The 13981-nt window shown below is 74.0% G+C and carries 8 protein-coding genes; 5 read left to right on the plus strand and 3 right to left on the minus strand.

The window, feature by feature from the left end:
* The first annotated feature begins 489 nt into the window (after positions 1-489).
* Positions 490-1854: an alkaline phosphatase gene (locus ACL02U_RS01335; RefSeq protein ID WP_412788694.1), complete on the plus strand. Its 1365-nt coding sequence runs from the start codon at positions 490-492 to the stop codon at positions 1852-1854.
* Between the two features lie 140 nt (positions 1855-1994).
* On the opposite strand, the gene ACL02U_RS01340 is transcribed toward ACL02U_RS01335, so the two are convergent.
* On the minus strand, positions 1995-2864 hold the full coding sequence (locus ACL02U_RS01340; protein ID WP_412788695.1) for a bifunctional DNA primase/polymerase: 870 nt from the start codon (positions 2862-2864) through the stop codon (positions 1995-1997).
* A 359-nt stretch (positions 2865-3223) separates the two neighbouring features.
* On the opposite strand from ACL02U_RS01340, the gene ACL02U_RS01345 reads away from it, so the two are divergent.
* The 3 genes from ACL02U_RS01345 to ACL02U_RS01355 all read left to right on the plus strand — a co-directional run bounded on the left by ACL02U_RS01345 (position 3224) and on the right by ACL02U_RS01355 (position 6438).
* Positions 3224-3550: a hypothetical protein gene (locus ACL02U_RS01345; RefSeq protein WP_412788696.1), complete on the plus strand. Its 327-nt coding sequence runs from the start codon at positions 3224-3226 to the stop codon at positions 3548-3550.
* 542 nt (positions 3551-4092) lie between these two features.
* Positions 4093-4650, plus strand: a complete 558-nt coding sequence (locus ACL02U_RS01350) for a SigE family RNA polymerase sigma factor (RefSeq protein WP_412788697.1) — start codon at positions 4093-4095, stop codon at positions 4648-4650.
* 144 nt (positions 4651-4794) lie between these two features.
* A complete protein-coding gene (locus tag ACL02U_RS01355) occupies positions 4795-6438 on the plus strand; it encodes a long-chain fatty acid--CoA ligase (RefSeq protein WP_412788818.1) in 1644 nt (547 codons plus the stop codon).
* A gap of 15 nt (positions 6439-6453) precedes the next feature.
* Here the strand turns inward: ACL02U_RS01355 and ACL02U_RS01360 are convergent, their stop codons facing one another.
* On the minus strand, positions 6454-7839 hold the full coding sequence (locus ACL02U_RS01360; protein WP_412788698.1) for an MFS transporter: 1386 nt from the start codon (positions 7837-7839) through the stop codon (positions 6454-6456).
* A 126-nt stretch (positions 7840-7965) separates the two neighbouring features.
* On the opposite strand from ACL02U_RS01360, the gene ACL02U_RS01365 reads away from it, so the two are divergent.
* Positions 7966-8544 carry a TetR family transcriptional regulator gene (locus ACL02U_RS01365; protein ID WP_412788699.1) on the plus strand — a complete coding sequence of 193 codons (579 nt, stop codon included), beginning with the start codon at positions 7966-7968 and terminating at the stop codon, positions 8542-8544.
* A 153-nt stretch (positions 8545-8697) separates the two neighbouring features.
* Here the strand turns inward: ACL02U_RS01365 and ACL02U_RS01370 are convergent, their stop codons facing one another.
* A complete protein-coding gene (locus tag ACL02U_RS01370; RefSeq protein WP_412788700.1) occupies positions 8698-13719 on the minus strand; it encodes a PAS domain-containing protein in 5022 nt (1673 codons plus the stop codon).
* Positions 13720-13981: the final 262 nt, after the last annotated feature.

Consider the following 13981-nt stretch of genomic DNA (forward strand, 5'->3'; position numbering starts at 1 on the left):
CGCGGTGTGCGTGGTCCGCCGTGGTGTGCGTGGTCCGCCGTGGTGTGAGCGGCCCGCCGTGGTGTGAGCGGCCCGCCGTGGTGTGAGTGGCCCGCCGTGGTGTGAGCGGGTCCCGCTTCTCCGGGCGAGCGGCTTTCCGTGCTCGCGGCTTTCCGTGCGAGCCGCCTCAGGACGCGAGTCGACTCTCCCCGCGGGTTGCGTCGTCGCGCGAGTGGCCTCTCCGTGCGGTGCCGTGACCGACGTCGCGGGCCGCCGAACGCGTGGGACGGCCGGTCGAACCGCTGCTCTCGCGGCTGTACGCCGGCGCTGTGCCGGGTCGGGGCGCGGGTGCACTGCCGGAAGCCGAGCGTGTCATGTCCTCGATGCGCCGACTCGGCCGGTCGTTCACCGCCGCGCCGCTCTCGGCTGGTGGTCTGGCCCGCGTCGGCTCCCGCAGGTGCACGTGGGATGCCGGATGCCGGACGCCGGACGCTTCGAGGAGTCGTATCCATGCCCAGCCCGACCCGCCGTCATCTCACCCTCGCCACCGCAGTGGTCGCCGCGACCGTGGTCGCCGCGGCCGTCACGACCACCGCCGGTGCCTCCGACACCCGGCACCACGCCCAGCACGCCATCCAGGGCGGCAGGGCGAAGAACGTCATCCTGCTGATCGGTGACGGAATGGGCGACTCGGAGATCACTCTCGCCCGCAACTACACGGTTGGTGCCGCCGGCCGCCTGAACATGGACCGTTTCCCGCTCACCGGCGCCTACACCACGTACGCGGTGCACGAGGACGGTACTCCGGACTACGTCACCGACTCCGCCGCCAGCGGCACCGGTTGGGCGACCGGTGTGAAGACGGTCAACGGCCGTATCTCCAAGACGCCGGGCACCGACAGGGCCGTTCCCACCATCCTGGAGCTCGCGCAGCACAACGGGTTCGCCACCGGCAGCGTGACGACCGCCGAGCTGACCGACGCCACCCCCGCGGTGCTGGCCGCGCATGTCACCGCCCGCTCCTGCCAGGGGCCGGCGGACATGGCCGCGTGCCCCGGGGACACCCTCGCGGCCGGCGGCCCCGGCTCGATCGCCGAGCAGTCCGTCAACCACAAGGTCGACGTCCTCTTCGGCGGCGGCCGGCGGCGGTTCGACCAGACGGTCACCGACGGCAGGTACAAGGGACTGACCGTCACCGAGCAGGCGCAGCGCCTCGGATACCAGGTCGTCACCGACTCCGCCTCGATGAACGCGGCCAAGCCGGGCAAGCCGGTCCTCGGCCTGTTCTCCTCCGGCAACATGCCGACCGAGTGGACGGGCGAGACGGCCGCGGTCGGCGGCACCGACCCGCAGCGCTGCGTGACCTCGAACCCGGAGCGCCCCGCCGACATGCCGAGCCTGGCCGACTCCACGGCCAAGGCGATCCAGTTGCTGGAGGCCAAGCAGCACCGGAAGCACTCCCGGAAGGGCTTCTTCCTGCAGGTCGAGGGTGCCTCCATCGACAAGCAGGACCACGCCGCCAACCCCTGTGCCCAGATCGGTGAGACCGTCGCCTTCGACGCGGCGGTCAAGGTGGCCCGCGCCTACGCAGCCAAGCACCCGGACACCCTCGTCGTGACCAGCGCCGACCACGGCCACACGAGCCAGATCGTCCCGCTGTACGCGAACCCGCCCGGCATGTCCTCCACCCTCGTCACCGATGAGGGCCAGCAGATGAAGGTCAACTACTCGACCAACACCCCGGGTCGGTCCCAGGAGCACACCGGCACCCAGGTGCGCATCGCCGCGCAGGGGCCGCTCGCCTACCGCGTCCTCGGTGTGACCAACCAGACCGACCTGTTCACCACGATGCGAGAGGCCATGCGCCTGCGCTGACCGCGCGGCGGCAGGAGTCCGCGCTGACCGCGTCCACCGGCAAGAGGCCTGCGCCGGCCGGGGGCGCGGTCCTCAGGACAGGGGGAGGCCGGCTGCCGGCCTCCCCCTGTCCGTTCTCCTCGTCGCCGGGCGGTGGGCTCTCACGGCCTGTGTCGGGTGAGTCGTGCCGCCGATGCGATCGTCGCCCGCGCCTCGCGTTCGGTGAGTCCCGTGGCGAGCGCCGCGTCGACGAGCGGGGCGAGCAGTACGGGGCCGAGGCCGTTCTCGTAGGCGCGGCAGGCCGCCCAGAACAGGCGGGTGTTGCGCTGGCCCTCGTGTGCGCCGACTACGAACTGGACCAGCCCCCGGCCGTGCGACCCGTCGGCCGGTGCCGGGTGGTGCGGGCGGGGCGGGGGGAGCAGCAGGCGTAGCAGGGCGGTCGGGCACGCGGCGGGTGCGAGGTGTGCGGTGCCGGGAGCGACGGTGTAGACGCCGTGGTCGGTCCGGGAGCCGGGGCCTACGAGGTAGCCGCCGGCGCCGCGGATGTCGATGCCGGGGGCCAGCCGGCCGGCGGAGTTGGGCACGACGAGGTCCGGGGGTCCGGTCAGCCAGAGGTGGCGGCCGCCGGACGGGGTCAGCACGACGACCGTGGGCGGGAGGGTGAACAGGTGGCGCAGGGCCAGTTCACGCAGTGCTGCCGAGGAGTCCGTGCCGGACTTGGTGTCGAGGTCGACGCCGATCAGATGGTGGGGCGGCAGACCGCAGGCGATGCCGTAGCCGGTCGCCCGGGGGGCGGCGGCGAAGAGGGCGCGGATCCGTGCCGGGTCGGTGGAGGCGTCGTACACGCCGTGGCCGAAACGGCCGCACTCGCCGTGGCAGGGCGGGCCGGCCCGGTCCGGGGTCGTGCGATGGGGGGAGCGCAGGGCCGGGAGTTTGGTGCGGGAGAGGGGGAGGACGGCCAGACCGCGTTCGGCGGCCGACAGCGCGTGGGCGAGGGCCAGCGTACTGGCCTGCCGGGGGAGGGTGGCCATGACTCCATTTTCGTACAAGGGTTCGAAATAGGGAAGTGCGGGGTCGGGTGAGGTGTCGGTGGGGGAGGTTTGCCGGAACTCCGGCGAAACGTTCCACCTCTTGCGGTGCTTGGGGCTGATTGTCCGGACTGTCACGAAATAGGCGCACGGGGGGTGCAAAGGGGTTTATCGACTTGTCATCACGCTTGAGGGCGAATAACGGCTTACCGGGTGGTAAGACGGTTGTCCGCTGGGCAACCCTGGTCTCGCGACGTCGTGCACAGCAGTAAGGCGGTCGGCCAACCGCCTTGGTAATAGCTGTAGTTGATGTACGCGCCGGCCCGCCGGGCCGGCGCGTACCCGGTTCAGGAGGAACACACATGGCAAGCATCCGTACCGCCCGCGTTCTCGCCGCCGTCTCCGCCGTCCCGCTCGCCGCGGCCCTCTTCGCCGGCGTCGCGACGGCGGACAACGGCGCCTTCGCGGACGGCGGATCGAGCGCGGCCGTCACCAATGCGTCCCAGGGCATCATCGGCAGTGGCGTCGGAGGCGCCAACAGCGGCAACTCGTCCACCACGCAGCAGCAGGCGATCGGCTCCGGTGCCTCGAACCAGAGCAACACCGCGCAGGTCGACGGCTCCGCGTTCACGGCCGTCAACCAGGGGAACGACAACGTCGCGGTCAGCTTCTCCCCGCTGTGGTGGTGAGCTGAGGGGGTGGTCGCGCCGGCGCCGACGCGACCACCCCCGATCCGGGTGTGCTCCCGGGGTGCGCAGCGTCCGCACGGCGGTACTTCGGTGCCGTCGCGCGGACGCTTCCGCGTACACGGGCCGCCCCTGGAGAAGGTGATGCTCCATCCGGCGACGGACTTGGACGCTTCCGCGCGCGGGGCCGCCCCTCCCGGCCCTGGAGGGCCCGGGTGGCACCGCCGGGTTTCTCGCGCCCGCCCCTGTACCGTCGGCCCCGCCGTACCGCCACTCCAGTACCGCCACTCCAGTACCGCCACTCCTGTACCGCCACGCCCGTACTGCCACTCCCGTACCGCCACGCCCGTACCGCCACTCCGGTACCCCCGTACCGCCGGGTTCCCCTGCCGCGTGCCGTCCCCCAGGGGGGAACCCGCAGTACCCGTCGGCCGTTCGTCCACCCACAGGAGGTGCGGCAGGCTCCGCTTCTACACCCTGAGGCGGAGTCCGCTTCAGGACCTGCGGCCGATCCGCGCGGGGTTCCCGGCTCCTAGCGTGGAGCCATGACCACACCCGTCTGCACCAGCGCTGCCACGGCCGCTGCACCGGCGCCGCGGACTCCCTCCCACCCGTCGTTCACCTCCTACGTCATGGCCCGCCGGCCGGTCCTGCTGCGTACCGCCCGGTCGCTGACGGCCAACCCGAGCGACGCGGAGGACCTGCTGCAGACCGCGCTCGCCAGGACGTACGTCGCCTGGGACCGGATCGAGGACCACCGGGCGCTGGACGGATACGTGCGCAGGGCGCTGCTGAACACGCGCACCTCGCAGTGGCGCAAGCGCAAGGTGGACGAGTTCGCGACCGACGAGCTGCCCGAGCCGGAGCCGGCGGCCGCCGCGGGTGACCCGGCCGAGCGGCAGGCGCTGCGCGACGCCATGTGGCGGGCGATCATGAAACTGCCGACCCGGCAGCGGGCGATGGTCGTCCTGCGCTACTACGAGGACCTCAGTGAGACGCAGACGGCCGAGGTGCTCGGCGTGTCGGTAGGTACGGTGAAGTCGGCCGTGTCGCGGGCTCTGGGAAAGCTGCGCGACGACCCTGAGCTGGGACTTGTCCGGTAACGGGCCGCAGCGGTGCTGCGGCGTGCGGTGATCGATCGTCCTCCCCTAGTGACATACCGCGTGGTATGTGCGCAGAATCAGCGGAACCGCAAGTGTTACCACCGCGTAGGCAACGTCGCCCGGGAGGACGCCGTGCAGAGCACCATGCAGGACGTACCGCTGCTGATCTCCAGGATCCTGACTCACGGATCGCAGGTCCACGGCACATCACAGGTGATCACCTGGACCGGCGAGGGCGAGCCGCAGCGCCGCTCCTACGCGGAGATCGGAACCCGTGCGGCGCAGCTCGCTCACGCCCTGCGCGAGGACCTCGGGGTCGCCGACGACGACCGGGTCGCCACCCTGATGTGGAACAACGCCGAGCACGTCGAGGCCTACTTCGCGATCCCCTCCATGGGCGCCGTGCTGCACACCCTCAACCTGCGCCTGCCCCCGGAGCAGCTGGCCTGGATCGTCAACCACGCCGCCGACCGGGTGATCATCGTCAACGGCTCGCTGGTACCGCTGCTCGCGCCGCTGCTGCCGCACCTGAAGACGGTCGAGCACGTCGTGGTGGCGGGTCCCGGTGATCGCGCGCCGCTGGCCGAGGCGCCGGTACGGGTGCACGAGTACGAGGACCTGCTCGCCGGGAAGCCCGTCGCCTACGACTGGCCCGAGCTGGACGAACGCCAGGCCGCGGCCATGTGCTACACCTCCGGAACCACCGGCGACCCGAAGGGCGTGGTGTACAGCCACCGCTCCGTCTACCTGCACTCCATGCAGGTCAACATGGCCCAGTCGATGGGCCTGACCGACCAGGACACCTCCCTGGTCGTGGTTCCGCAGTTCCACGTGAACGCCTGGGGGCTGCCGCACGCGACCTTCATGACCGGGGTGAACCTGCTCATGCCGGATCGTTTCCTTCAGCCCGTGCCGCTCGCCGAGATGATCGAGCGGGTGAAGCCCACGCACGCGGCGGCCGTACCGACCATCTGGCAGGGCCTGCTCGCCGAGCTGACCGCCCGGCCCCGTGACGTCTCCTCCCTCGGCCAGGTCACCATCGGCGGTTCGGCCTGCCCGCCCTCCCTGATGGAGGCCTTCGACCGGCTCGGCATGCGGGTCTGCCACGCCTGGGGCATGACGGAGACGTCCCCGCTCGGCACGGTGGCCCGCCCGCCGGCCCACGCGATCGGTACCGACGAGGAGTTCGGCTACCGCCTCACGCAGGGCCGCTTCCCCGCCTCGGTCGAGGCCCGGCTGACCGGACCCGGCGGTGAACGGCTCCCCTGGGACGGCGAGTCGGCCGGTGAGCTCGAGGTCCGCGGCCCGTGGATCGCCGGTGCCTACTACAACGGCCCCGACGCCGATCCGCTGCGCCCCGCCGACAAGTTCAGCGAGGACGGCTGGCTGAAGACCGGCGACGTCGGCACTATCTCGTCCGACGGCTTCCTCACCCTCACCGACCGCGCCAAGGACGTCATCAAGTCCGGCGGCGAGTGGATCTCCTCGGTCGACCTGGAGAACGCCCTGATGTCGCATCCGGACGTCGCCGAGGCCGCCGTGGTCGCGGTGCCCGACGACAAGTGGGGCGAGCGCCCGCTGGCGACCGTCGTGCTGAAGGAGGGCGCCACCGCCGACTTCACCTCGCTGCGCACCTTCCTCGCCGAGGAGGGGCACATCGCCAGGTGGCAGCTGCCGGAGCGCTGGACGGTCGTCGAGGCGGTGCCGAAGACCTCCGTCGGCAAGTTCGACAAGAAGGTGCTGCGCAGGAAGTACGCCGACGGCGGCCTGGACATCACCACGTTGTGATCGCCGCCGGGTGCGTCACCGTTGTACGGCGGTGACGCACCAGCCGATCAGCAGCCACAGCCCGGCCACCGCGCACACCCCGCCCCAGCCGAGGTGGCCGAAGGCCGGGCCGGCCAGGGCGGAGGCGAGGGCGCCGCCCGCGAAGCCGCTGACCACGTAGGCGGTGTTGGCGGCGGCCGGGGTCGTGGTGGTGGTCAGGGCCAGGGTCTGGTTGGCGACGTGCGAGGCGACCAGGGCGGCGTGCACCGCGACCGCGGCGACGAACAGGGCCGCGATCACCTGCCCGCCGAGCCAGAACAGCGGCACCGACCCGGCGGCCAGCAGATACGCGGACCGCACGACCCGTTCGGCTCCGAAGCGGTCGACCAGTCCCCCGGCCAGCGGCGCCACCGCGCTGGCGCTGAGCCCGAACAGGCCGAAGAGGCCGGCGGTCGCGGTGGACAGGCCGTAGGGCGGGCCGGTCAGCAGCAGCGCGAGCGAGGTCCACAGGGCGCTCCACGCGCCGAACATCCCGGCCTGGCGCAGGCAGGCCCGCCACAGTTCCGGCGAACGGCGCATCAGTGCCGGCAGCGCCGCGATACCGGCCGGGAACGAGCCGGTGCGGGGGCGCCTCGCCGACGGAAGGACCAGGGTCGTGGCCAGTCCGAGGGCCAGGGTCAGTACGGACGAGCCCGCGAACACCCACCGCCAGCCGAAGGCCTGACCGGCCAGCCCGCCCAGCACCCGGGCGGCGACGATGCCGGTGAACAGGCCGGCTATGACGGCGGCGACGTGCCGGGCGCGCCGGTCGGCGGGGGCCCGTTCGGCGACCAGCGGCACCAGGAGCTGCGGGATGACGGTCGCGGCGGCGGCGACGAACACGGCGACGGCCAGTCCGGTGGTGCCCGGTGCGGCGGCCGCGGCGGCGAGCCCGGTCGCGGTGACCGCGGTCAGCGCGCCGACCAGCCGGCGCCGGTTGACGCCGTCGCCGAGCGGGGCGAAGAGGAGCAGACCGACGGCGTAGCCCAGCTGGGCGATGGAGGCGATCCAGGCGACTGCCGAGGCGGTGGTGTGCTGCTCACGCGCGATCAACGGGAGCAGCGGGGCCGCGAGGTAGATGTTGGACGCGGTGACGGCGGTGCAGACGGCGATCAGGGGCAGGAAGAAGGCGGATCGGCGCCCGCCCGGCTCTGGATCCGGCCCCGGCTCCGGCCCCGGTCCTGATCGCGGCCCCGGTCCCGATCGCGGCCCCGGTCCCGATCGCGGCCCCGGTTCTCCCGGGTGGCCGGACGGGGTGAAGGGCGCTGTCGTCGCTGCTGCTGCCGTCGGGCTGGGGCTGGGGCTGGGGCTCGGGCTGGGGCTGAGGTTGGGGCTGAGGTTGGGGGTGGTGCTGGTTTCGGGGGTGGTGGATGTCGACGGCATGGGCGCTGGGACTCCTTAGAGCCGACTTCAACAACTAACTGGTTGGTTGGAAGATGGAGTCAGTCTGTTCCTCCCGCGCGACGGCTGTCAACCAAATAGTTGGTTGACTGGGGGTACGCTTCGCCCATGGCAGTGAGAGACCCCGAGGCCACCAGGGCGCGGATCTTCGAGGCGGCGGTCGCCGAGTTCGCCCGCCACGGCATCGCGGGCGCCCGCATCGACCGCATCGCGGCCGAGGCCAGGGCCAACAAGCAGCTGATCTACGCCTACTTCGGCAACAAGGCCGAACTCTTCTCCCAGGTCCTCGGCCGGTGCATGGTCGATCTCGCCGCCGCGGTCCCGGTCGACCCGGACGACGTCGACGGCTGGATGGACCGGCTCATGGACTACCACGCCGACCATCCCGAGCTGCTGCGACTGCTGTACTGGGAGGGCATCGAGTACGGCAGCGCCGAACTCCCCGACGAGACCGCCCGCCAGGAGCACTACGCCCGCAAGGTCGCCGCCTTCCGGGACGCCCAGGAACGCGGTGCGGTCACCGACACCATCCCGCCCGGCGACCTGCTGTTCCTCCTGATCGCGATGGCCAACTGGGCCACCGTCGTCCCGCAGATGAGCCGCATCCTGGTGGGTGCCGACGCCACCGACCACAACCGCTTGCGCGCCTCGGTGAAGGAGGCGGCACGCAAGGTCGTCGCACCCTGACCGCAGCCCACCGTTCACCCGGCCGCCGCTCCGCCCGGTTGCCGCTCGTCCGCCGCTGTTCCGCCCGGCTGCCGCTGTTCCGCTCGGCTGCCGCGTGGCGGACCTCCGGTGCACCGGAGGCGGCCCGGTGGCTGCGGCGAGCGGGCAGCCGGTTCAGTTGGTGCCGATGCGCGCCAGCAGGTCCACGATCCGGTCCTGGACCTCGTCGCTCGTGGACCGCTCGGCCAGGAACAGCACCGTCTCGCCCGAGGCCAGCCGGGGCAGGTCCGCCTGGTCGACGGCGGCCGTGTAGATGACCAGCGGGGTCCGGTTGAGCTGCCCGTTCGCCCGCAGCCAGTCCACGATCCCGGCCCGGCGCCGGTGCACCTGCATCAGGTCCATGACGACGAGGTTCGGACGGAACTGCCCGGCCAGCGTCACCGCGTCGGCGTCGCTCGCCGCCCGTGCCACCTGCATCCCGCGCCGCTCCAGCGTCGCGGTCAGGGCCAGCGCGATCTCCGCGTGCTCCTCGATGAGCAGCACCCGCGGCGGGTGCTGCTCGCTGTCCCGCGGCGCGAGCGCCTTCAGCAGCACGGCCGGATCGGCGCCGTAGGCCGCGTCGCGGGTGGCCTGCCCCAGACCGGCCGTGACCATCACCGGCACCTCCGCGGCCACCGCCGCCTGACGCAGCGACTGGAGCGCGGTCCGGGTGATCGGCCCGGTCAGCGGATCGACGAACAGCGCGGCCGGGAACGCCGCGATCTGCGCGTCGACCTCGTCGCGGGAGTGCACGATGACGGGCCGGTACCCGCGGTTGCTGAGCGCCTGCTGGGTCGACACGTCCGGTGCGGGCCACACCAGCAGCCGACGCGGGTTGTCGAGCGGCTCCGGGGGCAGCTCGTCGTCCAGGGGCTGCGGCCGCGGCGGGTCCGCCACCTCCACGGCGCCGCCCGGACCGTCCAGCGGTTCGGGCCCCTCGGCGGCGTTCCTGTCCGGTGCGCCTATGGCGTACGACCGGCCCCCGCCCTCGGTGCCCGGCGCGGGGCGCGCCGGTCCCGGAGCCGCCGGCTGCGGTCGGGCCGACTGGGTCGCGGCTCCCTGCTCGGCCGCCGGCTGAGGCCGGGCGGACTTCTCCGAGCGCGCGGCCGGGTCCGGCGGCGTGCCCAGTTTGCGGCGCCGGCCGCTACCGCCCGGCCCGTGCGGCGGCGGAGTCGCCCCGGGCTGCTGCACCTGTGCCGCCTGGCGGGTGAACGGCACTCCCTGCCCCAGGGTCCGCACGCTGATCGCGCGCCCCTGGGTGGAGTCCGGGTCGACCGGAACGGCCGCCTCGGCGGGCAGCGGCTGGGCGGCCGGGGCCCCTGCCTCCGGTGGGAGCGGGGTGCCCGGTGCCGGAGTGGCGTCCGGTCCGTCCTCGGCGCCGCGCGCGCCCGGTTCGTTCGGTTTGCCCGGGGCGTCGGCGGCGCCGGCAGTCTGCTGGGCGCCGGGAGTCTGCGGGGCGGCCGAGCCGGGTGGCAGGGCCGCTCCGTCGGTGCCGGGCGTCACCGGTGCCTGCCCCGGGAGAGGCGTTCCCGTACCGGCGCCGGCGGCAACGCCGGGCCACGACTGCGCTCCCGGGGTGCCCTGCGGTGGGGTGCCCTGTGCGGAGGGAGCCTCCGCGGGCAGCGGTTGAGCGGGTTGCGGTTGAGCGGGCAGCGGCTGAGCCGCGGGTGCCGGCGCGGTGGGTGCCTGCGCCGGTACGGGCGTGCCGGGCGCCGGCGTCGCACTCTGCGTGCTCGGCGCCGACCGACCGGGAACCCGGTCCGGCGATCCCGCCGCAGCCCCGTTCTGCACGGCGGCTCCGTACGCGTCCACGCCCGGCGAGGAAGCCTGGGCCCGGGTCACTTGAGCCGGGGCCAGCTGGGCCGGGGGGACCTGGGCCGGGGGGACCTGGGCCGGGGGGACCTGGGCCGGAGGTGCAGCCTGATGCGGCGGTGCGTGGCGGGCCTGCTGGGCGTGCCGGCCGGGAACACCCTGGGCCGGGACCGGCTGTTCCCCGGCTGCGGCTGCGGCTGCGGCTGTGGCTGCGGGTTCGGCCGCGGGCTCGGGGAGAGGGAGAGGTGCGGGTGCGGCGTGCACCGGAGGGACGGGCTGCCCGGCGTGGGCCTGCGCGGGCAAGGCCTGCCCGGACCGCCCCGGTTCGCCGGACGGCCCCGTCCGGCCGTGGTCGCCGGGACCGGCTGCCGCAGCGCCCGGCTGTTCCGTGGAGCCCCGGGCCGGAATCGGCTGCCCGGCTGCGACGTGCCTGCCGTGACCGGGGTGGCCCTGGGCCGGAGCCGTACCGGACTCCGCGGGCAGGTCCCGCCCGCCGTTGCCCTGCGTCCCGCCTGTGCCCTGCGTCCCGCCGGTGCCCTGTGCGGGAACCACCGGGGCCGCCGACACCGGCGCGGGAGAATCCCCCGCCTGAGCCGCCGCGGCGTCCCGCTGCCCTGGGCCGACCGTGCCGGGCATGCCCGGTACCGCGGCGCCCTGCGGGTGAGCCGCCCCGGCACCCGCGGCTGCTCCGGCCGCCTCGCCCGCCTGCGCGGGCGGCAGTGGGGCGACGGCGCGGCGACGGCGCCCGGTGGGTGCTTCCGTGGGGTGCGGCTGCGGCGGAGTGTGGTCGTCGGTGTGGCCCTGCGGTACGGCGTCGAGCCGGCCGTGGTCCGTGCGGGCACCGCCGGGAACACCGGGTCCGGGCACCCCGGCCGGGGCGGCGGGACCCGTACCGCCGCGCGCCGCGCGGTCCGCCTCGGCGGGCGGAAGCGCGAAGACGGTACGCGGCTCCGCCTCCTGCGCGGCGGCGCGCTCGGAGGCGGCGGCCAGAGCACGCCGGCGGCGTCCGCCGGGCTGCGGGGACTCCGCCGGAGCGGGGGCCGCCTCGGTCGCGGCCGGCAGAGCCGGGGGTAGGGCGTGCCGGTCCCCGCCGGAAATGTCCCTCCGGGCGCGGCGACCGGAGGGTGCCGGAACCCCCTGCGGCGGGACCGCTGCGCCCAGGCCGGTGCCCGAAGCCGCGGTTCCCGCGGCGTACTCGGCGGCCGTGACCACGGCACCTGCGGCGACCCCGGGATCCTGCGCCGCTGACCGGCCGGAACCGTGTCCCGCAGTAGCCGGGTCCGGGGCGGCGTCGTTCTCCGCTCCCGGTGCCGCAGCGGGTACCTCGGCCGCCGCGCGGCGCCTGCGACGCCCGGTGCCGCCGGAGCCCTGCCCGGTCTCCGCGGGCGGCTCCTCCACCGGCGGGGCCGCCCGCCGGCGCCGCCGCCCGGTCGGCACGGCGGCCTCGCCGGCCTCGCCGGCCTCGGGGTCGGCAGGGTCGGCGGGCTCGACCGGCCCGGACTCGCCCTGGGGGACGCCGCTCTCCAGGAAGGCGTCGACCGAGGAGCGCCGGGCCCTCCGCCGTCCGCCGCCGGATACGTGCTCGACGGCCGCCTCCCCGTCGCCGGCGGGCACCGGGGCGGCGGCCGGCACGGGAACGCCGCCGGCGCCGGCGGAGATCCCGGCGTCGACCGGAACGGCCCCCGCCCCGCCGCCGATCGGCACCTCCAGGACGTACGCGCTGCCGCTCATACCCGGCACCTCGTGCGTCTGGAGCACACCGCCGTGGGCGCGCACGATGCCCCGCACGATCGGTTCGTGCACGGGGTCGCCGCCCGCGTATGGCCCGCGGACCTCGATGCGCACCACTTCGCCGCGCTGCGCCGCCGCGACCACCACCGTGCTGTCCAGGTACCCGCCCGCGGCGACCGGCGTGTTGCCGGTGGCGTCGACTCCCGCCACGTCCGCGACCAGGTGGGCGAGAGCGGTGGCGAACAGTCCGGGGTCGACCTCGGCCTCGATGGGCGGCGCGTGCACCGCGAACTGCACCCGCCCGGGCCCGATGAGCTCGACGGCCCCGTCGACACCGGCGGCGACGACCGCGTCCAGCATCACCTTCGTGCGGGCCACCTGCTGCTCGCCGATGTCGAGCCGCTGGTAGCCGAGGACGTTGTCGATGAGGGTGGTGATCCGCGAGTAGCCGGCCGACAGGTGGTGCAGGACCTGGTTGGCCTCCGGCCACAACTGCCCCGCGTCGTCCGCGGCGAGCGCGGCCAGCTCGCGGCGCAGCTCGTCCAGCGGTCCCCGCAGCGAACCGCCCAGCAGGGTCAGCAGCTGCTCGTGCCGGGCGGCGAGCGCCTCGTGGCGGTCCTTCTCCCGCTCGCCGAGCGCGGCATACCGCTCCTCACCCGCCGCGAGTTCCTCCGCGTGCCGCTCCTGCAGCTCCTCCAGCTCGGTGACGTGCTTCTGCCGCAGGGCGGTGAGGTCGGAGGCGTGCTCCTCGCTGATCCGCTCCAGCTCCTCGGCGTGCCGCTGCTCCACCGCGGCCTTCTCCTCGGAGAGGGCGTCGTAGGGCCGCCGGTCGGTGAAGGTCATCACGGCGCCGACCAACTGGTCCCCGTCCCGCACGGGCGCGGTGGTCAGATCTACCGGCACCTTGTCCCCGCCCTTGGACCACAGCACCTGCCCGCGCACCCGGTGCTTGCGCCCGGAGCGCAGGGTGTCCGCGAGCGGCGACTCCGCATACGGGAAGGACGAGCCGTCGGGCCGCGAGTGCAGGACGAGGGGGTGCAGCTCCCGGCCGCCGAGTTCGCTGGCACGGAAGCCGAGTATCTGCGCGGCGGCCGGGTTGACGAGGACGATGCGCCCGTCGGTGTCGGTGCCGACGACGCCCTCGGACGCGGCCCGCAGGATCATCTCGGTCTGCCGCTGCGAGCGCGCCAGTTCCGCCTCGGTGTCGATGGTCCCCGACAGGTCGCGGACGACCAGCATGAGCAGCTCGTCGCCGCTGTAGGGGTGGCTGTCGTAGGCCTGCTGCCCGTTCTCCAGATTCGCGCTCGTGACCTCGACGGGGAACTCGTTGCCGTCGGTGCGCCGGGCGATCATCCGGGTCGGCTTCGTGCGGGCGCGCGGGTCGATGTGATCCGGCCGCCGCATCGACCCGGGAATCAGTTTGGAGTCGAACTGGGGCAGCAGGTCGAGCAGCCCCCGACCGACGAGCGCCGTGCCCGGCGCCTCGAAGGCCTCCAGCGCGATGGTGTTGGCGTTGACGACCGTCCCGTTGGCGTTGACCAGCACCAACGCGTCCGGCAGAGCGTCGAGTATCGCAGCGAGGCGAGCAGCGCCTCGGGATGGCCTGCTGCTCACGAGACGCTTCCTCCCTGTTACTGCACCTGGCCTACCGCTCGGGCCATCTTGCCAATCGGCCCGCGGTGTGTCACGGGAGTGAGTCTACGGGCACGGGTTGCGGTCGCGACGGCGGATGGGACGGAGGTCGCACGACGAAGTGACGTAGAACGAGTGACCGAAATGGGTCGGCTCCGGCGCGCCCCGGAAGCGGAGGACCTGCCTGCGCAGCACCCCCGGGAGCCACCGGGAATCCGCCCCCGCTCACCGGGCGACTCCCCGG

This window comes from Streptomyces sp. MS06 (genome assembly GCF_047200655.1).
GTDB lineage: Bacteria > Actinomycetota > Actinomycetes > Streptomycetales > Streptomycetaceae > Streptomyces.

Coding starts and splice junctions, on each gene's coding strand:
- ACL02U_RS01335 (WP_412788694.1), top strand. CDS start 490: ATGCCCAGCCCGACCCGCCGTCATCTCACCCTCGCCACCGCAGTGGTC.
- ACL02U_RS01340 (WP_412788695.1), bottom strand. CDS start 2,864: ATGGCCACCCTCCCCCGGCAGGCCAGTACGCTGGCCCTCGCCCACGCG.
- ACL02U_RS01345 (WP_412788696.1), top strand. CDS start 3,224: ATGGCAAGCATCCGTACCGCCCGCGTTCTCGCCGCCGTCTCCGCCGTC.
- ACL02U_RS01350 (WP_412788697.1), top strand. CDS start 4,093: ATGACCACACCCGTCTGCACCAGCGCTGCCACGGCCGCTGCACCGGCG.
- ACL02U_RS01355 (WP_412788818.1), top strand. CDS start 4,795: ATGCAGGACGTACCGCTGCTGATCTCCAGGATCCTGACTCACGGATCG.
- ACL02U_RS01360 (WP_412788698.1), bottom strand. CDS start 7,839: ATGCCGTCGACATCCACCACCCCCGAAACCAGCACCACCCCCAACCTC.
- ACL02U_RS01365 (WP_412788699.1), top strand. CDS start 7,966: ATGGCAGTGAGAGACCCCGAGGCCACCAGGGCGCGGATCTTCGAGGCG.